24 protein-coding genes are annotated in these 24,073 nt (G+C 60.3%); 12 read left to right on the forward strand and 12 right to left on the reverse strand.

Translation table 11 applies throughout. The features are described from left to right. Nucleotide 1 precedes the first annotated feature (1 nt). Nucleotides 2-625 (reverse strand): response regulator, encoded by a 624-nt coding sequence (locus tag IM816_RS08815; protein ID WP_250340612.1) that lies wholly within the window; start codon nucleotides 623-625, stop codon nucleotides 2-4. A gap of 125 nt (nucleotides 626-750) precedes the next feature. After that, nucleotides 751-2,106: a hypothetical protein gene (locus tag IM816_RS08820; RefSeq protein WP_250340613.1), complete on the reverse strand. Its 1,356-nt coding sequence runs from the start codon at nucleotides 2,104-2,106 to the stop codon at nucleotides 751-753. A 193-nt stretch (nucleotides 2,107-2,299) separates the two neighbouring features. Here IM816_RS08820 and IM816_RS08825 point away from each other — a divergent pair, with 193 nt between their 5' ends. Next, complete coding sequence (locus tag IM816_RS08825; RefSeq protein ID WP_250340614.1) at nucleotides 2,300-2,848, forward strand: helix-turn-helix domain-containing protein; 549 nt, start codon at nucleotides 2,300-2,302, stop codon at nucleotides 2,846-2,848. Between the two features lie 61 nt (nucleotides 2,849-2,909). On the opposite strand, the gene mqo is transcribed toward IM816_RS08825, so the two are convergent. The 3 genes from mqo to fumC are packed head-to-tail and all read right to left on the reverse strand — an operon-like array spanning nucleotide 2,910 to nucleotide 6,263. Then, nucleotides 2,910-4,409, reverse strand: a complete 1,500-nt coding sequence (mqo, locus tag IM816_RS08830) for a malate dehydrogenase (quinone) (protein WP_256470276.1) — start codon at nucleotides 4,407-4,409, stop codon at nucleotides 2,910-2,912. Further along, the gene (locus tag IM816_RS08835; protein WP_250340616.1) at nucleotides 4,406-4,801 is read right to left on the reverse strand and encodes a cupin domain-containing protein; all 396 of its coding nucleotides are present in this window, start codon (nucleotides 4,799-4,801) and stop codon (nucleotides 4,406-4,408) included. The genes mqo and IM816_RS08835 overlap by 4 nt, the downstream gene beginning before the upstream one ends. A 13-nt stretch (nucleotides 4,802-4,814) precedes the next feature. Then, nucleotides 4,815-6,263, reverse strand: a complete 1,449-nt coding sequence (gene fumC / locus IM816_RS08840; RefSeq protein ID WP_250340617.1) for a class II fumarate hydratase — start codon at nucleotides 6,261-6,263, stop codon at nucleotides 4,815-4,817. 1,030 nt (nucleotides 6,264-7,293) lie between these two features. Between fumC and IM816_RS08845 the strand changes: the two genes are divergently transcribed. The 3 genes from IM816_RS08845 (at nucleotide 7,294) to IM816_RS08855 (ending at nucleotide 10,014) form a co-directional block, all read left to right on the forward strand. Further along, nucleotides 7,294-7,686 (forward strand): helix-turn-helix domain-containing protein, encoded by a 393-nt coding sequence (locus IM816_RS08845; RefSeq protein ID WP_250340618.1) that lies wholly within the window; start codon nucleotides 7,294-7,296, stop codon nucleotides 7,684-7,686. Then, entirely contained in the window at nucleotides 7,683-8,972 is a 1,290-nt protein-coding gene (locus IM816_RS08850) for a type II toxin-antitoxin system HipA family toxin (RefSeq protein WP_250340619.1), read from the forward strand. The genes IM816_RS08845 and IM816_RS08850 overlap by 4 nt, the downstream gene beginning before the upstream one ends. 784 nt (nucleotides 8,973-9,756) lie before the next feature. Next, on the forward strand, nucleotides 9,757-10,014 hold the full coding sequence (locus tag IM816_RS08855) for a hypothetical protein (protein ID WP_250340620.1): 258 nt from the start codon (nucleotides 9,757-9,759) through the stop codon (nucleotides 10,012-10,014). 479 nt (nucleotides 10,015-10,493) lie between these two features. On the opposite strand, the gene IM816_RS08860 is transcribed toward IM816_RS08855, so the two are convergent. The 6 genes from IM816_RS08860 to IM816_RS08885 all read right to left on the reverse strand — a co-directional run bounded on the left by IM816_RS08860 (nucleotide 10,494) and on the right by IM816_RS08885 (nucleotide 15,942). Beyond that, entirely contained in the window at nucleotides 10,494-11,822 is a 1,329-nt protein-coding gene (locus IM816_RS08860; protein ID WP_250340621.1) for a zonular occludens toxin domain-containing protein, read from the reverse strand. Between the two features lie 3 nt (nucleotides 11,823-11,825). Continuing rightward, nucleotides 11,826-12,482 (reverse strand): hypothetical protein, encoded by a 657-nt coding sequence (locus IM816_RS08865; RefSeq protein WP_250340622.1) that lies wholly within the window; start codon nucleotides 12,480-12,482, stop codon nucleotides 11,826-11,828. Nucleotides 12,483-13,868: 1,386 nt separating this feature from the next. After that, complete coding sequence (locus IM816_RS08870) at nucleotides 13,869-14,108, reverse strand: hypothetical protein (protein ID WP_250340623.1); 240 nt, start codon at nucleotides 14,106-14,108, stop codon at nucleotides 13,869-13,871. A 45-nt stretch (nucleotides 14,109-14,153) separates the two neighbouring features. Continuing rightward, nucleotides 14,154-14,405: a hypothetical protein gene (locus tag IM816_RS08875; protein ID WP_250340624.1), complete on the reverse strand. Its 252-nt coding sequence runs from the start codon at nucleotides 14,403-14,405 to the stop codon at nucleotides 14,154-14,156. Nucleotides 14,406-14,417: 12 nt separating this feature from the next. Next, on the reverse strand, nucleotides 14,418-14,705 hold the full coding sequence (locus IM816_RS08880; RefSeq protein WP_250340625.1) for a G5P family DNA-binding protein: 288 nt from the start codon (nucleotides 14,703-14,705) through the stop codon (nucleotides 14,418-14,420). A 43-nt stretch (nucleotides 14,706-14,748) separates the two neighbouring features. Next, nucleotides 14,749-15,942 carry a replication initiation factor domain-containing protein gene (locus IM816_RS08885; RefSeq protein ID WP_250340626.1) on the reverse strand — a complete coding sequence of 398 codons (1,194 nt, stop codon included), beginning with the start codon at nucleotides 15,940-15,942 and terminating at the stop codon, nucleotides 14,749-14,751. Between the two features lie 408 nt (nucleotides 15,943-16,350). On the opposite strand from IM816_RS08885, the gene IM816_RS08890 reads away from it, so the two are divergent. The 4 genes from IM816_RS08890 (at nucleotide 16,351) to IM816_RS08900 (ending at nucleotide 19,143) form a co-directional block, all read left to right on the forward strand. Further along, complete coding sequence (locus IM816_RS08890; protein ID WP_250340627.1) at nucleotides 16,351-16,605, forward strand: hypothetical protein; 255 nt, start codon at nucleotides 16,351-16,353, stop codon at nucleotides 16,603-16,605. A 168-nt stretch (nucleotides 16,606-16,773) separates the two neighbouring features. Continuing rightward, nucleotides 16,774-17,196 (forward strand): helix-turn-helix domain-containing protein, encoded by a 423-nt coding sequence (locus tag IM816_RS18870; RefSeq protein WP_425602640.1) that lies wholly within the window; start codon nucleotides 16,774-16,776, stop codon nucleotides 17,194-17,196. A gap of 595 nt (nucleotides 17,197-17,791) precedes the next feature. Next, nucleotides 17,792-18,766 carry an RHS repeat-associated core domain-containing protein gene (locus tag IM816_RS08895; protein ID WP_250340628.1) on the forward strand — a complete coding sequence of 325 codons (975 nt, stop codon included), beginning with the start codon at nucleotides 17,792-17,794 and terminating at the stop codon, nucleotides 18,764-18,766. Next, entirely contained in the window at nucleotides 18,763-19,143 is a 381-nt protein-coding gene (locus IM816_RS08900) for a hypothetical protein (protein ID WP_250340629.1), read from the forward strand. Before IM816_RS08895 ends, IM816_RS08900 begins: the two co-directional genes overlap by 4 nt. A gap of 533 nt (nucleotides 19,144-19,676) precedes the next feature. Here IM816_RS08900 and IM816_RS08905 read toward each other — a convergent pair. Next, nucleotides 19,677-20,471 (reverse strand): SDR family oxidoreductase, encoded by a 795-nt coding sequence (locus IM816_RS08905; RefSeq protein ID WP_250340630.1) that lies wholly within the window; start codon nucleotides 20,469-20,471, stop codon nucleotides 19,677-19,679. Nucleotides 20,472-20,572: 101 nt separating this feature from the next. On the opposite strand from IM816_RS08905, the gene IM816_RS08910 reads away from it, so the two are divergent. The 4 genes from IM816_RS08910 to IM816_RS08925 all read left to right on the forward strand — a co-directional run bounded on the left by IM816_RS08910 (nucleotide 20,573) and on the right by IM816_RS08925 (nucleotide 24,054). Continuing rightward, on the forward strand, nucleotides 20,573-21,466 hold the full coding sequence (locus IM816_RS08910; protein WP_250340631.1) for an AraC family transcriptional regulator: 894 nt from the start codon (nucleotides 20,573-20,575) through the stop codon (nucleotides 21,464-21,466). Nucleotides 21,467-21,557: 91 nt separating this feature from the next. Further along, nucleotides 21,558-21,998: a hypothetical protein gene (locus IM816_RS08915; RefSeq protein ID WP_250340632.1), complete on the forward strand. Its 441-nt coding sequence runs from the start codon at nucleotides 21,558-21,560 to the stop codon at nucleotides 21,996-21,998. A 152-nt stretch (nucleotides 21,999-22,150) separates the two neighbouring features. Beyond that, nucleotides 22,151-22,735: a methyltransferase family protein gene (locus IM816_RS08920; RefSeq protein WP_250340633.1), complete on the forward strand. Its 585-nt coding sequence runs from the start codon at nucleotides 22,151-22,153 to the stop codon at nucleotides 22,733-22,735. Nucleotides 22,736-23,010: 275 nt separating this feature from the next. Continuing rightward, on the forward strand, nucleotides 23,011-24,054 hold the full coding sequence (locus tag IM816_RS08925; protein WP_256470278.1) for a serine hydrolase domain-containing protein: 1,044 nt from the start codon (nucleotides 23,011-23,013) through the stop codon (nucleotides 24,052-24,054). The last annotated feature ends 19 nt before the right edge of the window (nucleotides 24,055-24,073 follow it).

Here is a 24,073-nt window from a genome sequence, read left to right on the forward strand (position 1 = left end):
TTCAGCCGAGATAACCCCGGGCGAGCGCAATGGACAGCGCATGCGCCCGGTTGCTCGCACGGAGTTTGGCCATGACGCGGGAGAGGTGTTCCTTGACCGTGTCGGCAGCAATGCCGAGGTGCTTGGCAATTTGCTTGTTCTCCAGTCCGGCCGCCACACCACGCAAGACGGAGAGCTCCCGCTCCGTGAGCGGCTCATCGCCACGGTGTTCGGAAAGGCGTTTAGCGACCTCCGCCGAGACGCGGTGCTGCCCCGCATGGACGGCGCGAACGGCCCCTACAAGGTCGTTGGCGAGCGAGGTCTTGAGAAGGTAGCCCTGGGCGCCGGCCGCAAGGGTCCGCCTCGCGGCCGCATCTCCGCCGTAGGTCGTGAGCACAATCACGCGGGCCGTCGGTTCGATCTTCCGCATGGCGCCAACCATCGCATCGCCGTCCATGTCCGGCAGCTTGAGATCGACGACGGCAACATCCGGCCGCATGGCTCGGAAAGCCTCGATGCCCTCGGCCCCGGTCCCCGCCTGTCCGACGATGAGCACGTCCGGTTCGGCGGCCAGCATGGCCACCACACCCGCGCGAAAGAGGGGGTGGTCATCGACGACGATGACGCGGATGGCCTGTGATGTCATGGTTGTGCCGAGATGGTCTGGCGATCGGGATACAACATGTGGGCGCCGCGTGGCTTGACGCCCTGCGTGGTCAGAATCTATCGCCGCATCGAGTCGCCGATGTCTCCCGGCGCACACGAGTGCCGTCAAAACGCGTAGGAAATCATGACCCGGTTATACGAGAAGGGGCGGTTGCCTGGATTGAGGTTGTTTGCTCCGCCCACGGAGCGTTCCCACCGGTTGCGCAACTGCAGGCCGTTCAAGGGGCCGGTGAACCGGTAGACGAGATCGAGGTACACATCGTGGCTGTTACCTCGGTACAGGGTTCGGTATTGGGTGTAGGCGGTCACCACCTGGAGTCGGTCGCCAAGCAGCATCTGGGTGATCCGTGCCTTCCACGCATGGCCCGGCCCCTGCTCGACGAGGCCTCGCAGCATCGACGTCGTATAGAGGGGGTCCGTGGCGTAGCTGGCGGTAAACGGCGAGATAAGCGTGCCACTGCCGACGGTATCGCCACTTTGGCGGACCACACGGTTCCACGACACATCGAAACGGGTATGGCCGACGTGCGCGCCAGCGTCGATGCCGGGTATTTCACTTCGCACCCGCCGCCCGGCCACGCCGAGGATCTTCGTGCCCGTCTCCACGAGCGTGTTGTCGCCCGTCGTCCACCCTTCGACAAGCTGTGCGGAGACGAACGGATGCACGATCCCGACAGCGGGGAAGGTTACTGTGCCGTCCGTGTAGGCCATCCGGGCAAAATGCAGGAAGTCATAGAGCCATGTCTGCCCGGAAAACATCCCGTGCCGGTACGTGGAGCCGGCGAGCCAGGTGCCGCTATAGGCCTTGGCGTCGGGCGGCAACGCGCCGTTGCCGCCATACACAGGGTCGCCGTCAAAGTGCGTTGGGTAATAGAGATTGTCGGAAAAGAACCGGTCGGACGTGCGGCTCTTCCACTGGAAGGTTCGTGCCACGACGAACGACCAGTCCCTGCCTGCGTCGAACCGGGCGCTCAACGCGCGATAGGCAGCCGGAAGCACGCGCGAATCGCTCATCCCGAGCCAGGGCGTGTCGAGGTACTGGTCGCCTGCGCGCAGCGTCCAGCCTGAGGCGCGGTACTGGACGTACGCCTGGCTTATGGCGTCCAGCGAATTCTCGCGACCCATCAGCGTCACGTCGATTCGGTTGGCGGGTGTATTGCGCGTGCCCAAAGCATTCGCATAGACCAGGGAAACACCGGCTGAGAAGCCCTGCACCTCGCCGCTCCGCGCATTGACGAGCAGGGCGCTGGCGAGCGCGGACGCATCGGGCATGTTGGGCGAGTCGTACATGCGGTGGTAGTCGTACAAGCGCAGCGATCCATCGACATGCCCATCGGAGAAGATGCCGTCCGCCATGCCAACGCCTGGCAACGCCGACAGGACGATGCCGACGCAGAGCACGCGACGACGACCGAGTGCATGAAGGCGGTGATGTGAACAGGAGGGGCGTCGAAGATGCATGGGCTGCGGCGCGCTGGGCGCCACAGTATGGGGAAGGGCAAGCGACAGCGATTGGCCTCACGTGCGATGGGTAAGGTCACATTCCTGCCAAAACGTTTCGTCCTAAGAACGTGCCCCCCCATACAGGGGGTCAACCGTCCTGGGTCGACGGATAGCATCCGATGGGTCTTCGAACTGTGGAGATGGTGGCTCCATGCGAATCGATAACTCATCGCCATCGGGCTCATCGGGCGACGACCCGTCGCCGGTCCGGGCCGTGCAACAACTGCTGGATCATGCGTTGCGTCAGATAACGGATGTAGACAAGGTGGATCGCGTCGCCTGTGCGCGTTATCTCGCGCAAGCGTTGCAGATCCACCACGAGCGCATCAGCGCCCATGCGCCACGTCCACACAGTGGGCTGGCCCCATGGCAAATCCGCACCGTCAAGGAAATCGCGCTCGCGCGACTCGACCTGGGCCTTGCGATCAGTGACCTCGCCGCAGCGTGCCGGCTGTCGCGCAGTTATTTCAGCCGCGCGTTCAAGGTCACCTTCGGCGAAAGCCCGCATCGCTGGCGCCACGGCAAGCGCATCGAGGAAGCCTGCCTGCAGCTCTGCAGCACGGGCAGAAGCCTTGCTGACATTGCCATGGCGTGCGGATTCAACGATCAGGCGCACTTTACTCGGTCATTCAAGGCCGCTATCGGTATGACGCCTCACTCGTACCGCAAGTCCCGAAGTGCGGGGAATGTGCGCGACTGATATCGCCAACGACGACCGGGCAGGAGGTGCCCCCAGCCCAGGGCAGGGGGCACATTTCCCATCATGGGATGTTTTCAATCTTGAGGACAGCCGCGGTGGCGGTGCGGGTGGCATCGCACGCTGCTGCATCCTCGATGAGGTTGATCCCGTACGTCGGAAACACGGTCTTTAGCATTGGCAACCAACCGGTTTCCGTGAGGCGATCGGGAAAACAGGCCTGCAGTACCTCCACTGCAATCGCTGCCGCGGTGGACGCACCTGGCGATGCCCCGAGCAGGGCCACCAGTGACTTGTCCGCAGCGACGACGAGTTCGGTGCCGAAAACCAGCGTGCCACCGTGGTCACCCTCATCGGGCTTGATGATCTGTACACGCTGCCCAGCGACTGCTTCCTGCCACTGAGAACGGTGCGCTGTCGGGTAGAAGTCCTGAAGCAACTGGAACTGGTGATGCGAACTTTGCAGAACCTGTCCTATCAGGTACTCCTCCAGCTCAGCGTTCTCCTTTGCCACGGACAGTAGCGGAAGGATGTTGCTGGCCGTGACGGACTCAAACAGGTCCGCGTGCAAACCATGCTTCAGGAACTTCGTCGAGAACCCCGCATAGGGACCAAAGAGCAGCGACGTCTTGTCATCGATGACGCGCGTATCGAGGTGGGGCACCGACATCGGAGGAGACCCGGAAGACGCCTTGCCGTAGACCTTGGCGTGGTGTTGCGTGGTGACGTCATCGACGTCGCATTTCAACCAGATGCCGCTGACCGGAAAACCCCCATAGCCTTTCGCCTCGGGAATGCCCGACTTTTGAAGAAGCGTAATAGCAGCACCACCGGCACCGATGAAGACGAAGCGCGTCGATACCGCCCGCGTCACGCCGGAGACGGTATCCGTGAAGGTCACGGTCCACCGGGAATCGTCGGATCGCTCCAGTGCGATGACCTCGGCGTTGTACCGAACTTCGATGCCCTCGCCCTGCAGGTGCCCGACGAGAAGGCGGGTCAGCGCGCCATAGTCGACATCCGTCCCCGTTACCAGGCGCGTTGCAGCGACATGCTGCGCCGGGTTGCGTCCCTTCATGACAAGCGGTGCCCATTCGGCAATCTTGGCATGATCCTCGCTGTACTCCATGCCCCTGTAGCAGTGGTGGGCACTCATGGCGGCGTGGCGTGCCTTGAGGAAAGCGACGTTCTCCTCGCCCCAGACAAAGCTCATGTGCGGACACGGATGGAGGAAGGCCCGTGGATCGGGGATGGCACCCTTCTCAACGAGGTAAGCCCAGAGCTGGCGCGATATGTCGAACTCCGTGTTGACCTTCAACGCCTCCGAGATATCGACGCTTCCGTCCGGTCGCTGCGGTGTGTAATTCAGTTCGCAGTTTGCTGCATGGCCCGTGCCCGCGTTATTCCAGGCCATGGAGCTTTCCAGCGCGCAATCGTGGAGTCGCTCGACGACCATCATCTTCAGACCGGGCTCGAGCGTATGCAGCAAGGTGCCGGTGGTGGCGCTCATGATGCCAGCGCCGATGAGAAGGACGTCGACGTCCGGCTCGCTTCGTGAACTCATGCCTCGTCTCCCTTCGTTTTGAAGTGCAGGGTTGCGCCTGGGTCATACACAACGTAAGCGCGTCGCCACGGCTGGTCGCCTATCAGTCGCCAGCGGTGTCCGGTGCCGCTGTCATCCTGGGCTATCAGCACGTCGCCGGGATAAATCGTGAAGGTCGCACCGGACTTGACCTCGAACTCCACGGTGCCGGTGAGAGTCAGCACGAATTGGGGTTGCGGATCCTGATGCCATTCGAACGACCCACCAGTGGTCGTTTCCTGAAACGACAGCTCATTGACAGCGATGGGCAGACCGGAAGCGCGACCATGTCGTCCGGCGCCTATCTCGAGCTCGCCCTCCTCAAAGAGCGAGTTGCCGTCGCCAGCCGTCCACATTCGTATGCAGCGAATCATTGCTTTGTTCTCCTCATGCGCCAGCCAAGCCGTGCCCGACCATCTCGATGGGGCGAATCGTTTTGTCGAAAAGTGCTTCATCCACGAGACCCGACGCGAGGGCGGCCTCCTTCAGGGTCGTTCCGTCGGCGATCGCTTTCTCGGCGATGTGGGCGGCGTTCTGATAGCCGATGACGGGAGAGAGCGCGGTGACAAGCATCACGCTGCCCTCGACGTATTGGCCGATTTTCCCGGGAACGATCTGCGTACCCTCCACCGAGAACTCGCGGAAACGGTCGCAGCCGTCCGCGAGGATTCGTATGGAATGAAGCACGTTGTTGATGATGACCGGCCGCATCGCGTTGAGCTCGAAGTTGCCCTGGCTACCGGCGACGGCAACGGCGCTGTCGTTGCCAAGCACCTGTATGGCGATCATGACCATGGCCTCGCACTGGGTCGGATTCACCTTTCCCGGCATGATCGACGATCCTGGCTCGTTGGCCGGAAGCGTCAGTTCACCGAGTCCACAGCGTGGCCCGGATGCCAGCCAGCGCATGTCGTTGGCTATCTTCATGAGCGCAACGGCAAGCCCACGCAACCCAGCCGATGCCCTGACCATCGCGTCGAGTGAGCCCTGTGCCGCAAATTTGTTGGGCGCCGTCACGAAAGGCTTTCCAGTGAGCTCCGCAATTCTCGACGCCACGTCCGTCGAAAATCCCTTAGGTGCATTCAGGCCCGTACCCACGGCCGTGCCCCCGACAGCGAGTTCGTAGAGTCCGGCCCGAGTTGCTTTGACATCCTCGAGGCATGCACGCAACTGGCCGGCCCAGCCATGCCATTCCTGACCGACGGTCAGCGGTACGGCGTCTTCAAGGTGGGTTCGCCCAATCTTGACGACGGTCATCCATTCGTCAGCTTTGCGCTCGATGACCCCGATGAGCCGAGAAACCGCGGGTATGAGCTGATCATCTATGGCAAGGACGGTCGCGACATGCATCGCCGTCGGAAAAGTGTCATTCGAAGACTGTCCCATGTTGACGTCGTCGTTGGGACCTACGGGGTGCTGGCTGCCGAGAGTTCCACCCAGCAGTTGGATGGCACGGTTGGACAGAACCTCGTTGACGTTCATGTTCGACTGCGTGCCCGAACCGGTCTGCCAGACATACAGTGGGAAATGCATATCCAGCTCGCCCGCGATGGCCTCGTCAGCCGCTTGCACGATAGCGTCGCGCTTCCATTCCGGCAGGCGGCCGGCCGCGGCGTTGACCAGGGCGCAGGCCTTTTTCACAAAGCCATACGCGTGATACACCTGCGCCGGCATCTTGTCGGTGCCGATATTGAAGTGGTGCAGCGAGCGTTCGGTCTGAGCGCCCCAGTAGCGGTCCGCCTGTACGCTGACCGTACCCATGCTGTCGAATTCTTCTCGCGTTCCTGTGGCATGGATGCCAATAGGGATGGAACGCAGTGTGGGGGTATCGCTCACATGCATGTCCTCTTTGGTTCTCGGGGAGGATGGTCCGTGCAACGGACGCTGCGAGTGATGATTTATAACGACGTCTGTGGGGCGTCGCCTTGCAAGAAGGTGATTTTCGGCAGGTGACAAATGATCTATAAATTCAGCGCGTCATCCATGATGCCCGTCGGGCATCTGTAGAATCGTGGTATCCGCATTCGACTCGCAGCGGACATCAACGAAAGCCAGAGCAGGGATGAGACATTGGAACTCTCGCCACAAGACAAAGAACTTCTCCGCAGAGTCGATGAAGTCCTCCACTACATGTGGGATCCCATCGGCGTAGCGGGCTCCCGCAAGCCAGGGACGAGTATCAAAGCTATGTCTCAGCGGTATTCCGGCTTCTCAAGAGCACGGCCGACGGAAAGGATGTCGCCGATTATTTGCTTTGGTTGAGCACGGAGCAGATGGGGATGGGGCCTAACCCTAGTCGCGATGCCGAGGTGGTTGACGTGCTCTTGGCGTGGCGCGATTACCTTGTTGGGTGAGTTCGAAAGGTGCGCTTGCGACCCGAGCGGATATCTCGATGATGCCGCCGAGGGAGGGCGATTAGGGTTGGGTATCGCGGGGGATAGGAATCGCCCCACCGGCTTGTGTGGATGATCTCTCGCTCAAGTCGCGGCATTTGATCGACTGCGCCGACGTGCTGTCGCGCTTGTGCGCGGGGCGTGTCGCGGCCCGCGTGTCCTCAGCCTACCACCTAGCTCTGGTTGGGTATGGCGGGCTGGTGGGCGGAACCCGATGGGCAACCGAGCGAACTTCGCTTAATAAAAACAAATACGAACCCGAGCCCGGCCCGGATGCCGAGGTGCCTCCATTCCCGCCGGCACCATCCCTCAGTGCTGCCGATCGTTTGCGTGCCGAAGGGAAAACCAGTCCGCTGGCCAAGCTCTCTCAGACCCCTGACGTCTGAATGATCCAGCGGAGAACGATCATAAAGGGGCCCTTGAGAGCCCTTATTTAAGGTATGATAAGAGCTCCCTTAGAAGGGAGACTTCCCGTGAAGCAACTCAGCGATTTCATCGGCAAGCGTCGGGTCAAAACCCCCTCCATGGACATTTTCCCGATGGAGGTGGGTCGGCGGCTGCGCCTCCAGCGCATTGCCTTCAGGTGGCGCCAGTCGGATCTGGCCCTGCGTGCCGGTGTCTCGGTGCAAACGATCAAGACGGTCGAGAAAGGGGAGGCCATCTCTTCCTGGAACCTCCTGCGCATCCTCCTTGCCCTGAACCAGGGATCCGATTTCTTGAAGATGCTGGAGGCGCCGAACTTCCCCAGCTTGAAAGCCCACGAGCACTACCTCCAACTCACCAGCGTCAAGGGTCCGAGCCTCCTGGGTCGGCGCGTGCGCACGAAAGCAGTGACCGCGACCCAGACCCCGGAGAAGAAGGCATGACGATCCCCACCGCCTGGCTCAATGCGCCGATCCACCAGGTGGACGTTTGGACTGAGCATCTGGGTCCAGCCATCCTGGTGGGCCGCCTCAATTATGAACGTGCCACCGGGGTGGCCTACTTCGAGTGGAGCGACGAGGCCCAAGCGCATCATCTGGACCTTTCACCGTTGCGCCTGCCATTGGAGGCGGGGGTGTGGGCCAGCAACCGAGAACGCGAGCTGCCGGAGGAATATCGTGGGCTGCCCGGTTTCCTCAACGACGCGTTGCCCGATGGTTGGGGCCTGTATTTGATGGACAAGGCTTTGGCACGTGCGGGCATTCCGCCGGAGCAGATCACGCCTGCCACGCGCCTGGCGTTTCTGGGGGACCGCGCGTGGGGTTCGCTTTCCTTCCACCCCGTGATCGGGGAGGACATCGGCGAGCTCATGTCCCTCGATGCGCTGGGACGGGAAATGGAAGCCTCGATCGAAGGGCACCTGGAAGCGGTGTCGGATGAACTTCTGCAGGCCGGCAGTTCCCCTCAGGGGGCGCGGCCCAAGGTCATGGTCGATTGCGACGGACACTTTCGCCACGCCAAGGTGACGCGGGGCTTGCCCGCCGAAGGGTTCCGTTCGTGGATCATCAAGTTTGCTGGCCGCGATGAACCCGAAGATGGACCCCTCTTGGAACTGGCTTACATGACCACCGCCCGCAACGCGGGATTGCGGGTTATGGACAGCAGGATCCTGACGATCCGGGGCAAGCATGCGTTTGCCACCGAGCGTTTCGATCGCTCCCCCGCGGGTCGCGTGTTCACCCACACGCTGGGCGGCCTCATGCACTTCTCTCACCGTCGCATCGGTTTGGACTACGGGATCTTGGCGCAGGTCATGGATGAGTTGCAGGTGCCCCAAGGGGCTTATCGGGAGGCTTACGCCCGCGCCGTGTTCAATGCGGCGATGAGCGTGCGCGATGATCACTCGAAAAACTTTGCCTTCATCAAGGGGCAGAACAATCAGTGGGACATTTCCCCCGCGTATGACCTGACCTACATGACCGGTCCGGGTGGCTATCACACAATGACCTTTGCCGAAGGCGACACGCAGGATCCGACGCAGCAGGATCTGTTGAACCTGGCGCCTCACTACCATCTGTCCGAGGCGCAGGCGCGACCGATCATTCAAGCCATGGCCGAGGCGGCGCGACAGGTGGTGCCCATGGCCCGCGAGATGGGTGTGAGCAAAGCCACCCTGGATCCGATCGCGGACCGGCTGGGGGCCATCAACGCATCGATGCGCCGCGCATGAGCCGGAGCAGGGGGAGGTAAAGGGCACGGCCCACGACACCTACACCTGCGTCGAAGCCCAACACATCAACGGCAACCCGATCAACGCGCTGCGCATGACGTGTGGATAGTGGCGACTGTTGCAGGAGACCTATGGCATGGGCGAGCTGCTGATGCCCTGCTGTAAGGGCGCCGCGGTGCCAAAGGTCAGCCCCAACGGCCTTCAACACTTTGCCCACGCCTCCGGTGTGTGCAGTGAGTCCGAAGAGAGCCAGCTCCCGGAATTACCGGACCCAGTGGGGCAGGTGATTGACCCGCGAACGTGACAACTGGGAAGCCGGCCTACAAGCCGCTGAGACCCGCGTGCAAGGCAAGACACCAAGCAATGGCAGCCCAACTAGAACACGAAGTTGCACGCCAATCGGGTCAAATAACTGCTTTGGAAAAGGCGCTCTCAGAGGCGTACGCTGCGGCACCAAAAAAAGAGCCTCACGACCGACGCCTAGGGCGCCCAATACTGGCATAGGTATGAAACCCTCGGCACGCCCCAAGGACAAATAACCCAGCGTCGAACGATGACCAGATAGAGTGCGCGCGAGGACGTCCTAAAGGCATGGACATTATTAAGCCTGTGAGGACATTTTTAAGCAGGTCCCGACAAGCTGACAACAACAACGGTGCGACGCATCCGGGTAAGGAAGTGCAAAGTGCGCATAATGTATATTATGTCCAATTCAAACGGCGCCTTCGCAGGATGTTGAAGGCCCTCGGGAAAGCCTTTGCAGTCCCGCGTCAAGGAGTCAGACATGCCGCGCAGGCAGTGGCAGCTTGAAGATGGCGCGCTGGTCCACCCCACTGGCCGGCGCATCCCGCTAGACGATATCGAAGATTGGTTCCGCGCCGCCTGGGGCGGAAACCAGTCGATCCAGACGGATCGATGGCGAGGCTGGCGGATCGTACAACAGTACCTTGTCCCGCCAGGACGAAGCATCAGGGACGGCATCCACATCAACTGTCTGCGCGCACTTGCCAACCACCTCGGCGTAGATGGAAAACGAAGCTGAAAAGCAGGTTTGGCGGGAGAAGGCTCAGGCATGAAAAAAGCCCCGGTCGGTGACGATCGGGGCTTCTCCGTTGGAGAGGTTGAGAGCGTATCCGCAGGGGTTTCACCCCTACAACCCCGAGGCCTCCACGCCCGTGGCGCTAGGGCCATCGCCAACGCACCGAACCCGGCCGGGCCAAGGCTCAATCACATGGTCACTGGTGCGATACACAACCCCTGCGACACACCGCGCACGCCCAGCAACGATAGCCCTGAACGCTGACACCTCATTCGGCGTCATATAGAAACGACGCGAAACAGACACCGAAGGCGGCGCATCTACGTGAGAAGCCTCCAAATTCTCCGGTCGAACTGCACGCATGTAGATGTACCGATAAATCGGCAGCGACGCCAAAACAAGCAATCCCGCAATAACGTAGTAGCCGCTCGGCCGCATAAGGCTCCCTCCTGACGACGAAGGGTAGCGTACCTTCCAGCAATTTAGCGATCTGACCCGATAGCAGACACGGTAGTCAGCTCAGGCGGCACGTACGCGACATTCGTGGGCCGATCGCCCCACTTCGCTTTCTCAGAAGCCTTGGCGGCGTCGTGTGACGGCTCGCTGACGCTCGGCGTCACAGACGCCGCCACGGACGACGACGAACGCATATCAGCCGCGATCGTCCCCGGCATGTCTACCGGCCAACGCGTGGCGACGATCACCTGCTTTTCCCAAGAAATCTTTACACCGTAAGGCTTGACCTCCACAGCAACACCCATCGATCGCAGCTCGTCAAACGTCATGCGTTCGAGCACATGCGACTGGTCCTCGCGCCACTCGATGATGCCGACAGCACCCCTACTCCCCTCAATCACTGCAGCAACACGAGGACGAGCCTGCTGACTCATTTCGAACACGTACGCGACCTCGGCAGGCATCCCCTTCGTATCGAACGATCCATGCTGACCCGTGGGCAGCATGGCGCTCTTGACAGATGCCGGAGCATCCGGAGCCACGACCGCAGGCGTCGCAGCCTGCGTGGTAGCCATGTGAGCAGGCGGCGGGCTTTTGACGAGCTTGACGTCACCGTGCACGAACTTCCAGAGCACCGGCACCGCAAAGAACAACGCAACGCCGGCAACGAGCAACGGTCGCGCGAGCTTCGACCACACCGACTTGCCACCACCATCGTACACATCGACATTGTTCGCGCCCGCCGCGTAACCGCTGTACAGCGGAAAAATCGAAGCATCGTACTTGAAGGTATCGCCACCAACGCGTTCGTATTTATCCGGCGCAATCGTCACGAAATAGCGAACGCGATAGCGGTTTTTGAAGCCAACCGCAGTGAGCTTTTGGAACTGATTCTTGCGTTCGATTCGCGCCCGAATCACCGCATGAAGTCGTTTGTAGGCTTGGGTCATGATGACGCCATCCATGCCGTTCTGACCGTGCAAAGCAAAGAATTGCTCCACCGGCTCCGGCAGCGGCGCACGACCCGTAACGTAAAACTCGTGAACCTCATCGATGACAAACAACGCGTTTTGCAGATGAGTCGGAATGCTCCACGCATCGCTACCCGGCTCGCCATCATTCGCAGCAGGACGAACAGCTTGGAACGTCTCTACGACCTTGCCCGTAGGAACGCAAATCAACTTATCTCGAACCGTTTGGACGTCCATCTTCAAGTGAGCCGCGATCTTGTCATGGTCCAAACCATTGAGACGCGCGTACACCGTTCGCCCCTTCTTGAGCGCAGGGAGGATATGGGACTTCACCGCGTCATAGCTTTTGCCCGAGCGCGGCACACCTTCATTGAAAACGAGCATACGTCACCACTGGAAAAGGGTTAGAAGCTTCCGAAGAAGACGAAACGCGTAGCCGGCGCCGATTACCGTCATGCCCTCCGCCACCTTGAACATATTGAGGAACCATCCGACATCGGGGCCGGCGTGCGACAACAACGCGCCCAGGCTGTATTGCTTGACGAAATCGGGAACAGGAATGGCCGCAACGGCAGCGGCGAAGACACCGAGCACCGCGCTCACGAACCAGACCACCGCATCTTTCACGAGCGCGACGATGGACGAACCGAACGACGAGAACGCACCCGAGGCCCAGCTCGTAATCTTCGTCACGAAACCCGGCTTGCCACCGCTGCTACCGCCGCCGTTTCCACCCGAGCCACCGTTACCGCCCCCACTACCGTTACCGATGCATACCAGCTCCCCGGTGGGCTTCGTTGTGCACGAATACCCGTTCCCGTTGTTCGTTCCAGTACAAACGCGCTCGCCGTTCGATTCGGTATGACACTCATACCCACTGCCGTTACTGGTGCCCGTACACACCTGTTCGCCGTGCTCGTCGAGGTGACACTCAACACCCGGTGGCGTCCCCGTGGAATTGGACTGCGCATGCGCCCGGCCAGGAGCAACGAGCAAAGCGAGGACGAGGACGACGAGGCTAGTAAATAGCGATACGGAACGCATGGAACACCGCCAGAGATAGAACGATCCACCCCGCCAGCTCAAAGAACCGAGCAAACGACCCGTCGCACAAAAAACCGAAGCGCAGCTCAGGCGTGTACTTCGACGCCGGCACCGTCCAGACCGGACACGAGCCCGTCGCTTCCACCTTGAAAAAGCCACTCGCCGCAGACAGCAAAGGCGAGGACGACACCTGCGTTTTGTAATCGTTGAAGGCGTCCGCGACCGTCTTGCCGCTCGACGTGTAGAAAGCACCAGGAACACCGGCTGCATCACCCGCCGTACACGCATCGCCGGCCGTGCACTTATCCTCACTGTCGTCGCCACCGCTCCCGCTGCCGTTACCGCCACCGGTGCCGCCCGTACCATCACTGCCGCCCGTGCTCCCGCCTCCGGTGCTGCCACCGCCCGTGCTGCCGCCACCGGTCGAGCCACCGCCGGTAGATCCACCACCCGTGCTGCCACCGCCCGTGCTGCCCCCTCCGGTCGACCCGCCGCCCGTAGATCCGCCTCCGGTCGAGCCACCGCCGCTATCCCCTCCCCGGTGCTTCCGCCCCCGTGCTGCCCCCGGTAGAGCCTCCGCCAGTGCTGCCGCCCGTATTGCCGCCCGAACCGCCAGTGTTCGGTGCAGGACCATGCACACACGTCCTACCGGACTCGTCGCAGTAGGTGCCGCCCTTACTCGGGTCTTGCGGATCGTCCGGCGTGTAGCCGCCCCCAGGCGGCGCAGGAGCCCCGCTCCATGGCGGGGAACCGGACGTACATTGTTGGCCCGTCTTGTACGTGCCAAACGTGGGATTCGTACCACCAATTTCGATGGTCGTTTTTTGCTCGCAGCTATCGCGGCAGTACACAGCCGACGCATCGCCGCCGTTCTCCGGCCAACCGGCCGTGAATTCGCCTTGCTTACAGTCTTTCGCGGGCTGAACGTTTGGACACGACGCACCATACCCCTGACCCCACGCTCCATCACTACGCACGGCCCGGTAAGAAATACCCTCGATATATTGATGGTAGTAATCCCACGACTCGCTATAGACACACGTGTAGCGCAAAAAGTGTGCAGGGTCGGCGTCCGCCTGTGCATTCAGATCCGCGATGTCCGCTTCACACTGCTGTTGAAGAACGGTCTTCGACGGCGTGCAATCCTCGGTCGTGCCGGTCGCCGCATACACGGTGCGAGGCGTAAAGGCCAGCATCACGACCAGCACGAACACGAACGAGATAACGCCCGACCTCACGACCGCAGCCCCGCAACGACACCGTACGCGCTGACAGTTCCGAGCATCGCAAAAACGAAACAGATGAGCATGGCTTTCCCCTTGAAAAAACGAGGGGGCCGAAGCCCCCTCCCCTTGCCTCGCACGTGACGTGACGTCTCTCGCCGTATCAGCCGAAGAAGGTCGCAACCTTCTTGGTCGCCCACTTGGCAAAGCCCGGACCAACCACGATGACACCCATGGCGACAATCGCCGTGATGGCGGTGGAGCTGTCCACACCGGCACCGATCGACGAGAAGTCCGTACCGGCCGCCATCGCCGAACCGGACACCACGGCACCAGCGACAGCACCGGCCGACGCCAGCTTCTTGGCATTGCGGGCAACGAGTTCGCGAATGTTCTTGCTCATGTCTTTTTTCCTTTGTCTGTAGTCGTCGAAATGACGTTTTCGTGGCTATTGGTGGTCAAAGAACGACGCGACAGCTCCGACGTTCCGGGCGACCAAGTGCAGCGTGAGCACGAGGACGAACGGACCGGCAAACCATCCCGCCGCAACTTCCGGCGTCGGTGCAGACAACGCGTCCTGCACGACCTGATAAACGCCGTATTCCGTGCCGCTGACGAGCACGTAACCCGAACACTCCGAGACCGCCTGACCTGTCGTCGCGAGCGTGCCGTCAGTGTTGAGAGTTACGCAGACCGCCATGGCACGAATTCCTTATGCCGACGCGACGCGCGCAGCGGACTTGACGGGCACGAGGCCGAGATTGCGACCCAGCTCGGGACGATTGAAACGACCCACGCTCAACGGGGTTTCCATGACGTACTCACCGACCGGATACGCATCCACGTCGTCCGGCAGCGTGAGATTGATTTCCACGGGGTACTTTGCGAGGCCGACCAAATACGCCTTTTGCTCGCGCATGGAATACGCCTTGCCAGTACGTGCGCTCGTGCCCGATCGCGTCTCAACCTTCGTGTCTTCGATTCGGATTGTCTGTGCCATTTTCGTTTTCTCTGTTTGGACGTCTAAACGCCTTGGGATGCCGTCAGAACGGCGCTACGAACGCGTACCCCATTTCTTCACGGAGCAGCGTCAACAACGATTCGCGATCACCGCCCTTGCCCTTGAAACGAGCGGGAACGGTGTTGCGAAACACGTTTTCTTTGAACCAGTCTTCGGCACCAGGGCCAAGCGCCGCCCAAAGCAGATGGAGCAAAGGCCCGCATTGCTGCTTGAGAAAACGCTTCGCACCCTGGACGGTGGCGTCCACCTCGCGCCGCGTGTACTCGGGCCTAGCAGCCTCGGGTGAAGCCACGATCGGCAACCGCTCGTCCAACACCTTGTAGGCTCCACGCAGGAACCGCTCAGGGAACGTAATCGCCTCCATTGGGATAACGCAGTTGCGCGACCACAGGCGAAGCTCTACGCGAACCCAAGGCGATTCAGGATCACCAAGTTGCTTGCCTTTCTCGTAGATGCACAGTTCCTTTCGACCTTTGCCGCCAACGTAGACGGTGCATCCCGTATTCGAACCATGGTCATCAATGAAGCGCGTGCGAGGCGGCTGCCCGTTGCCCGCAAACGCGCCAGACCTCGCCATGGCATCGACACCACGGATGTCGAAAACCGCACCGGCATAGTCGTCAAACGCAACATCAATACGGCTGATGTGCGCGCGCAAAGCCGCAGCCTGACCGACGACACGCGCCCAATCGCTCACCAAGCGACAGCCCGCACCGCTCAACGACACACACCACGTATCGCCGTTTCCACCCCGCCCGATCCGGCCAACGGTGTTGCCTTCCTCGTCGTGGATGAAGGAGCTGAGGCGGTAGAACTGCCAGGACTTAGACCGAAGCTCGGTTGCCATGAGCCTCGACGTGCCGAACAAGAACGACAGGATCGTGCGAGTGGCCTGCCCTTGATCCTTCGCCCCGTCATCGGGAAACACGAGGGTTAGATAGTCAATTGAGACAGCAAAGGCGCTTTCGCCCTTCCCTTCCCCGAGGTGACCTGTTAGGCCCGTATTACTAACCGGGCCTGCCGCGCACAGCGCGGCCTGCGGATCGATGTGTATCGACCCATCCAGTACAAAGGTCCCCGACCACGCAGAAGCCTCCACAGGGGGCAGAGCGACGTCCACGTGGGCGGGGGTAAAAACGATGGAAGACGACAACGCGCGACGCATGTAGCACGACGAGTGCGGGACGTAAGCTTCCGGAAGACCACGGCGGATCATGCGGCCACCTCGGCGGTAGCCCAGGTGAACGCGCCTTGGGAGTACAAAGCCGCATCAGCACGATGGAGAGCCATCAACGTATAACGCTGACGCAACGTTCCAGACCGACCAGCAGCATCCGAACGGATCAACGCCAACTCGCAGTCTTCGGCGCAACGAACGATGTACGAACGACGCTGATCTTCGGTAAGCGGGCTCATGCTCGACCCCCGCGAAGACGATCGAGCGCGCGGTCTCGAAGCGCGAGCCGGTCCGTCCAAATGTCCGCCGTGCAGCGGGCGATGCCGTACACGATCGCGGCGAGAACGACACCGAGAATGAAGTAGGCACCGAACGCACAAAGCCAACGTATGCCCTCCGAAGACGCGCCGAGCGAATGCAAGCATTCGATCGAAGGAATACGGTTCATTGTTCAGCCCCGCAGTGCGGGCAGTAGGCGAAATCACCGCCGACGTCCTCGCGGCACTCGATGCAGACGTCGTCATCGACGAGTTCGACGACCTCAAGGCATTCGCCGCAAAAACCGTCAGCGCCACCCCAATCGACGTCCTCATCCACGTTGTCACTGCCGCACTGACCACACCGGCTCATACGAGCCACCCTGCCCGCTTGAGCGAGCGCGTGTGCACGACGATGACCAGCGCACGGTGGACCATCAGGTAACCCAGCGCCGAGGCGCAGAACACCATTGAGAAGCCGAGAGCAAGCATTGATAGACCCCTGTTGATTGCGTCAAGGTGCTTGACGCGCGGGGAGAGTAAAGTACCTTGACGCCATCTCCGTCAAGGGCCTTTACGCGTGAACACGACAAATAAATTGCTTGACATGTACATGGAAGCTGTGCAAGCGAGCACACTTACAGCGGCAGCAGCAAAGCTAGGAGTGAGCCGCCCTGCACTGTCGAACTGGCGCGCAGGAACGTCACACGCGGAGCCAGAGCTTGTGGAGAAGATGGCGAAGGCGTGCAAGCTAGACGCCGAGGAATGGGTGCTACTCGTGCAGGCTGACCGGGAAATACTACCGGCCAGAAAACAGGTGTGGCTTCGGGCTGCTCAACGTCTGGCGGCGACGGCCGCGATTGTCGCGCTCACGCTCGGTTTAGACGTCCAAACGGCTAAAGCGGATTTCACGAAGAATGGACAGAATTTCGCAGAAGTCCCGGCGAGTGTATATTATGTAAAATTAAATCCGGGGAGCTATGGGTCACGAGCAGTCAAAACCTCGATAGCACATCGGACCATGTGCCAACGGTGAACCCGAGAATGCTGCACGCACTCGCCAATATGGCTAGCGTTGGATCCTGCGCAATCATTGCCCAAACACTCTTGGACCCAGGCTCGCCCGTCTGTCGGCCCTCGGCCACGATGAAAACGATAACACCGACGCAAGGACCAGCAATTCGCCCCAGGTTTGCGTAGTGGAATTCAGTATGCAACGGACGACCGAAAATCCAGTCGGCGAAGGCGGGGTGCAGAATATCGAACGCCCCACCCAGCACGGCAATTACCGCTCCATAGAAAACAGCGTACAACGCCAGCGTTAGTCTTCCGAAGGGAGACATAGGTAGTGTGACCAAGAATGAAATCGCTGCCAGGAGGCTTTCAAGTAAGCGGGCCGTCCAATAAACGGTCAACGACGGTCACGTGGGCAGCGGTTGCGAACGCCACGAGCTACCAGCTGCAGGAAACGGTCACCCCGGTCGGTGGTACGTCGGTTGTCTACAACGGCAGCGGTACCTCTTACATCGAGCGCGCGTTGGGTGTCTCGGGAACCCTGACCTTCCATGTCATGGCATGCAATGCAAACGGGTGCTCTGCATATGGCCCTTCCAGCTCGATACAGGTGCTCAATGGAAATTAAGCTGAGAACGATCGCGCATGCCGCGCTGTGGTTGGTGGCCGCCATATCTCTCCGTGTGTCCGCAGCTGACGTGCATTATCTTTACACTGACGTGGCTAATTCGGTCTTGGCCACGACAGACGCCAGTGGCGCGATCATTGCTTCTACGCAGTACAAGCCTTACGGGCAAGCTCTGCTTGACAAACCGCTTGATGGCGTCGGATTCGCTGATCATCAGATGGATGATGAGTCCGGCCTGGAGTATATGAACGCGCGATATTACGATCCTATCGCCGGGCGTTTTGTAAGTCCCGATCCCGTACCGGCTGGAGGCGGGAAGTTCCTGGCCATCAATCGTTACGCTTACGGAAACGACAACCCTACTACGTTTATTGACCCCACGGGCATGGAATCCTGTGGGGTCTGGGCCTGCGAGACGTATGACTCCGGCTACAGCGACGGAGGCGCCGGGTCAGGAGACTCGCCATCAGCGCACATGCATATCAATCAATCGATCGTGATATTTGTCAGACAGCACTTGGCGGATGCGATGGAGGTGGCTCAACAGTACGGCCTTACCGCGGAAGAGGTGCTTGGCCTGGCCGGCCTTGAATCTGGGTGGGGATTTAGCCGCTTCGCGATGTTCAACAACTATTTTGGATTGCACGCACCCGTTAGTGGCGAGACGGGAGAGGTTCTCTCCAACGAAAGGTCGAGACAGGCAAACGGAAAAGTGGACTATACACGGGTGGCGACATTCAGCTCGTTCAAAGCGGGCCTTTCGGCCATGCTTGATCGACATACTGATCTGCAGAACATTACCGACCCCAAAGTGTTCGCTCGGCAGGCTCAGATGGGCTCGGGCCATTGGGGATGGGATCCCGCCATGAAGGGGGCGCCGAGCGCGCCGCGGTCTAGCTACCAGCATAATCTTGTTCAGGTGATAACCGAAATTCAGCAGCTCATTGGTGAGGGGCGGAAATGAAATTTTATTCGGCGTTTTTCGGATTGCTATTAGTCTTGGCGATCATGAATTCAAGCCTCTGGGCGGCGGACCACCGCATTGGACTCACAGAAGCTCAGGCGAAGGCAAGAGCAGCAGAGCTGACGCATACCGCCTTTCCCGGCACACACGTGTATCCCGATCTGGAAAGGCCTATGTCGCCTGGATTCTATGGTGTCGAGTTGCACTGGGATCAGTTGGTCGAAGGTAATCAGGTAGCTGCCTTCTTACAGATCGATAGGCTAAACGGCAACGTCTTCCAGTTTGAAGGCGTGACTTGCTATCAATACGGGCCTGACAAGAAGATGCATGAGGTTCATCCGAACGGCAAGCTTCGCATGCCGGACGTGTGCGAGTAACTGCTCGCAAATGGCATCGGTTTTGACCGACGCTAAGAACTCTCCATTATATCGCTGAATGAGTGCACCTCGGCGGGAGGTTGGTGTCTGCGCTCAAGCACGTATCGTCCAACGGCCTAGTTATTCTCCATGCCTCGGCGCGCGCTTTCCCGTCTAAGTAAGCAACGCATGCGAGAGTTCGAAGGCAAAGTGTGACTGCAAGGATGCAGCGCCATCCGGACAGGCGCTGCATCACGGTTCCGGAGCTTTTCGCGCGACAGGCGGAAATAGGATCGGGCCACCGAATTGCGTCAATCTTACCCTCCTAGCCCTGTATGCGCCTCTCGAAGGCGTACGAAGAGTTAGTCTAAGTATTGATCAACGGCTGATGTGGAAAGCGGAACGCACCGGATGCTCCGGGTCGGGTTTCTGCCAACGCCATGTCTCAGCACGAGATGGTGTCGCGAACGGCGAATCGAGCTGCTGATCATGTCGAGAATCTAAAGATTGCCGGCGCAGATCGCGATCTGAGGCTGGATATTTCATTGATATATTCAATGAGATAGATCGTAGATGCGGTTTGCGACGTATTTAGGGGGCTGCCGACACCGCGTCGACGCCAGCGCAACAGCGTCGGCACCCGCCGGGAAATGCAGCCGGCCGGTGGTGTCGTTGGCGGCATCCCAGATGCCTTCGGCGACATCTGTCGCAGCTGTCACGGCAGACAGGTGGCCGAATCCCGTAAGCACTTCACGGGCGAAAGACTCGTAGGGCTTCGTGAGCAGCCCCTGCATGCGCTGCTGGCCATTGGCGGCGAAGCTCGTGGAAGGTCCGTAGCCGGGTTCGACCAACTTGACCCGCACACCCACTGCTTTGAGTTCATGCTCCAGCGACGCCGTGAAGCCTTCGATGGCGGTCTTGCTAGCGGTGTAAGCGGCCACCAGTGGAAACGAAGCAAGGGTCGCGCTGGACGTGACATTGACGATCACGCCGTCTCCGCGTTCACGGAACTGCGGGATCACTGCCTGGCACATCGTCATCACACCGAACGTGTTGGTCTCGAAGATCTCTCGCACGGTGGACATAGGCGTAGCTTCGAATGCACCGAAGAGTCCGATGCCGGCGTTGTTCACCAGAACATCGATGGGGCCAGCGGCCTTCAGGGCCCGGCCGATGCTATCGGGCTGGGTGACGTCCAGGGGCAGGATACGTAGGTTGTCCGAGGCTGGAAGAAGGTCCGACCGCGGCGTCCGCATGGTAGCGATGACATTCCATCCTTTTGCGAGGAAGTGTCGTGCGGTTTCCAGGCCGTAACCGGATGAACAGCCAGTAATCAGTACAGTGTTCAATTCGTTCTCCGAGTGGTGTAGTTGACTCGAAGAAAACGATAGAGGACGCTATTCGGATCGTCGATACTAAATAATCCGTATTATTCCAGTGATCGTCTAGCGTGAGTGACCCTCTCTCAGAAATCGTTCGGTTGCTGCGCCCGCAGGCCGTGTTCGCCAATCTGATCAGTGGCAAGGGCAATTGGGCGGTGCGCTACTCCGAGTTCGGCAAACCCAGCTTTTGCATCATGCTGGAAGGCGGCTGTCGGCTGGCGGTGGATGGTCACGAGCCGACGACGCTAAGCGCCGGGGATTTTGTGCTGCTTCCTACGACACCCGGCTTCACGCTATCCAGCTTCCTCCCCTCGCCCCCCGTCCACCTGGACCCCACCAAAGTGCCGAAGGGACTGGAGCTACGCTATGGCGAGCAAACAGGCCAACCCGACATGCGTTCATTGGGAGGCGCGTTCCTGTTCGATTGCGTCGATCCCGGTTTGCTGGTGTCGCTGCTGCCTGGAGTGGTGCACGTGCAAGGTTCGTTGCGGCTGTCACAGCTCGTGCAGATGGTGGGTGAGGAGACTGCGGACGAGAAACCAGGCAACGAGTTCATGCGTTCTCGGCTGGCCGACATGCTGCTCGTCGAGGCCATGCGTTCGACAACCTCTGGCAGCGCCCCGCCGGGCCTCCTCCGTGGATTGGGCGATGAGCGATTAGCCGCCGCACTGAAGCAGATGCACGCCCATATCGGCCGGAGGTGGTCGGTTGCGCAACTTGCAAAGATCGCTGCGCTATCTCGGTCCAGTTTCTTCGAACGATTCACGCGGACGGTCGGGGTTGCGCCGATGGAGTATCTTCTCGCCTGGCGAATGGAAATCGCGAAAGAGTTCTTGCGTCGCGGTGAGTTGTCCGTGTCGGAGATCGCCGAACACGTCGGCTACGGGTCGACCAGCGCGTTCAGCGCGGCATTCACCAGGCATGTCGGACAGCCACCCAGCCACTATGCGCGCGCAGCGTAAACGCGTCTGGATATTAGCGACACAACTCAATGCCCTGCCCCTCGCACGTCATGCGTCGGCTAAACTCACTTACGAGGCTTAGGGAAGTCACATGGAACGCGAATTCAAGGTCGGCTCGGCCCGTTTTGTGGTGGACGATCCCCGAGGTTTGCTGGGCGTCGCCGAGGCAACGCCTTTGAAAGCGGAGCAGCTTGGCATCGAGACAGCGCGGACTCGCGACGAAGAAGCATGGCCGTTCAGCCCGTTAGGCCATCCCAACCCGAATGACCCGATTGGAAATATCGGCGCACGAGTCGCAGTGCTCGATGGCATCGTTCAAGGGCGCACGAGCCCGTGGACGCTCGGGTTCGCTTGGTTTTTCAGCGCGATCGATGCATTCGCCTTTGCCGCCCTGATCTGGATGTCCAGCACAAGCATCGTCGCCAGGGGTCTCGCAATCGGCGCTGTGATCTGCCACACGGTGTTCTTCTTGAGAGCCAAGGCCACTATGCTGGGGCGCCGCGCAGGAAAGAAGGCCTACTTCAGTCGTTAACCGGTACGGGTGCGGTTTACCCGAGCTTGAGTTAGGGGGAAAGGCCATAACGCACCCGCTTCAACATAGGCACATCGGCACTAGTCACGCATGGCCCCCACTGCAATATTCGAAGCACTGACGGGGGCTGGGCCACGCTTAGCGGAGGATCGGTGGAAACGGAAGAACTTCTGAAAAGGGGTATCAGTGTCTGTTGGTACTTCCTGCTTGCCTGGTGGCTCTGGAGCGCCCGTGGAAATAAAGTCGTTGCGCGTGGCGAGCCATGGACGACCCGGCTTCTCCTGTACTGGCTGCCATTGACACTGGCTTTCGTCTTGCTGGGACCGGGCGATTGGTACGGGCACACGTGGCTGCGCGAAGGGATCGTGCCGCACACCCTTCCCTTCTTCACCGCGGCTCTCGTGATCGTCGCTGCTGGCGTCGCTCTCGCTTGTTGGTCGCGCTACCTCTTGGGTCGCAACTGGAGCAGCGTCGTGCAGATCAAGAAGGATCATGAACTGATCGAAGCCGGTCCCTACCGTTTTATCCGGCATCCCATTTACAGCGGGCTCCTCCTGGCATTCATCGGCACGGCGATCAGAGAGGGCGATGTGCGCGGCATCGTTGCGGTGCTGATCGTGTTGGCTTCGTTCTGGCGCAAGCTACGGATGGAGGAACGCATGCTCGGCGAAACCTTCGGCGGTGCATATGCCGCCTATAAAGCCAGAACTGCAGCGCTGATACCCGGCGTCCTCTAGTCAGCAAGGGATTTGCGAAGCCTGCACCTCAGGCCGGCGGGTGGCCGCGTGTTAGCGCAGGCCCGCGATTCAACGTTTCGACTCGAGAACGGCTTTGCCGGGTCCTGCCGTTTGCAAAGCGCACCCGATTTCGCCCTACCCTGGGCAACTAAACCTTTGCGACGCGGACCGCATCCATGCCGTAGTCGTCGGCGCGGGGTGTATCGATGAATGGATTTCCAGGACTGCGTGAGCGGGCATGCCGGCGTGCGCTACGAGGGTTCGCGCTATGTCTGATGAGCCTGCCGGTTGCCTTTCCGGCGTGGGCCGACTGCGGTAGCTGTGCCGCCATCGTTCGCCCTTTCGTCGTCGATCAAGGCTTCAACGGCGTGGTGATGGTGGGCCACGGTTCGCACATCGACTACTCCGCGAGCTTCGGTCTGGCGGATGCCGCCACGGGGCGAGCTCTGACGGCCGACACGCCGTTCGAGTCCGGCTCGATATCGAAATGGATTGCGGCAATGCTGGTCCTACGACTGGTTCAACAGGGGCAGCTCGCACTGGACGAGCCCATTTCGATGTATCTGCCGGATTATCGAGCTGATAATGGTGCCAAGCTGACGCTGCGTCTCTTGATGTCCCATGCCAGTGGGCTTCCCAATGCCATCGATGAGGCGATCAAGCGCGATCCGGCCACGCGGAACCTGTCGATCGACCAGGCGGAAGCCGTGCGACGCTTTGCGAGCGGCGACTTACACTTCGAGCCAGGGACGGATTGGGAGTACTCGCACTCCAACTGGCTTCTGGTCAAGGCCATCGTGGAGCGGGTTACGAAGCGGGACTACGCCTCGCTGGTCGACGGTTACATCGTCCAGCCGCTCGCCATGCGCCATAGCGGAACGTTCGCTGGGAGTTCTCTTGCGGTACCGGGTATGGCGCACGGCTACCTCAAACTGGCTCCTTCGGCGGAACCGCTGGACAAGCCTTCGCCGGACTTCATGATGCTCGCCGGTGGGTTCTACGCCAGTGCCAACGACTTGTTCATCCTCGTCGATGGCCTTTTCTCAGGAAGAATGTTGTCGCCCGAACTAACGCGCATTTTGATGAGCGTCGAACGCCCTGCCCAGCACTACGCCCTGGGTGGACGTACCAAGACACTCTCCTTTGGCGGCAAGGATCACCCCGTCGCCTGGGAATACGGATCCAACGGTGCATACCGGGTACTCGTGTGGCGCACGCTCGACGACGGACACACCGTCATCCTGATGAACAACACGAGTTTCGATCATATGAAAATGGGCGATCTGGGCGCCGCGCTCATGGAAGCGAGCTATCGTTAGACGTCACGCACTGCGACCG

It is taken from the genome of Luteibacter flocculans (assembly GCF_023612255.1).
GTDB lineage: Bacteria > Pseudomonadota > Gammaproteobacteria > Xanthomonadales > Rhodanobacteraceae > Luteibacter > Luteibacter flocculans.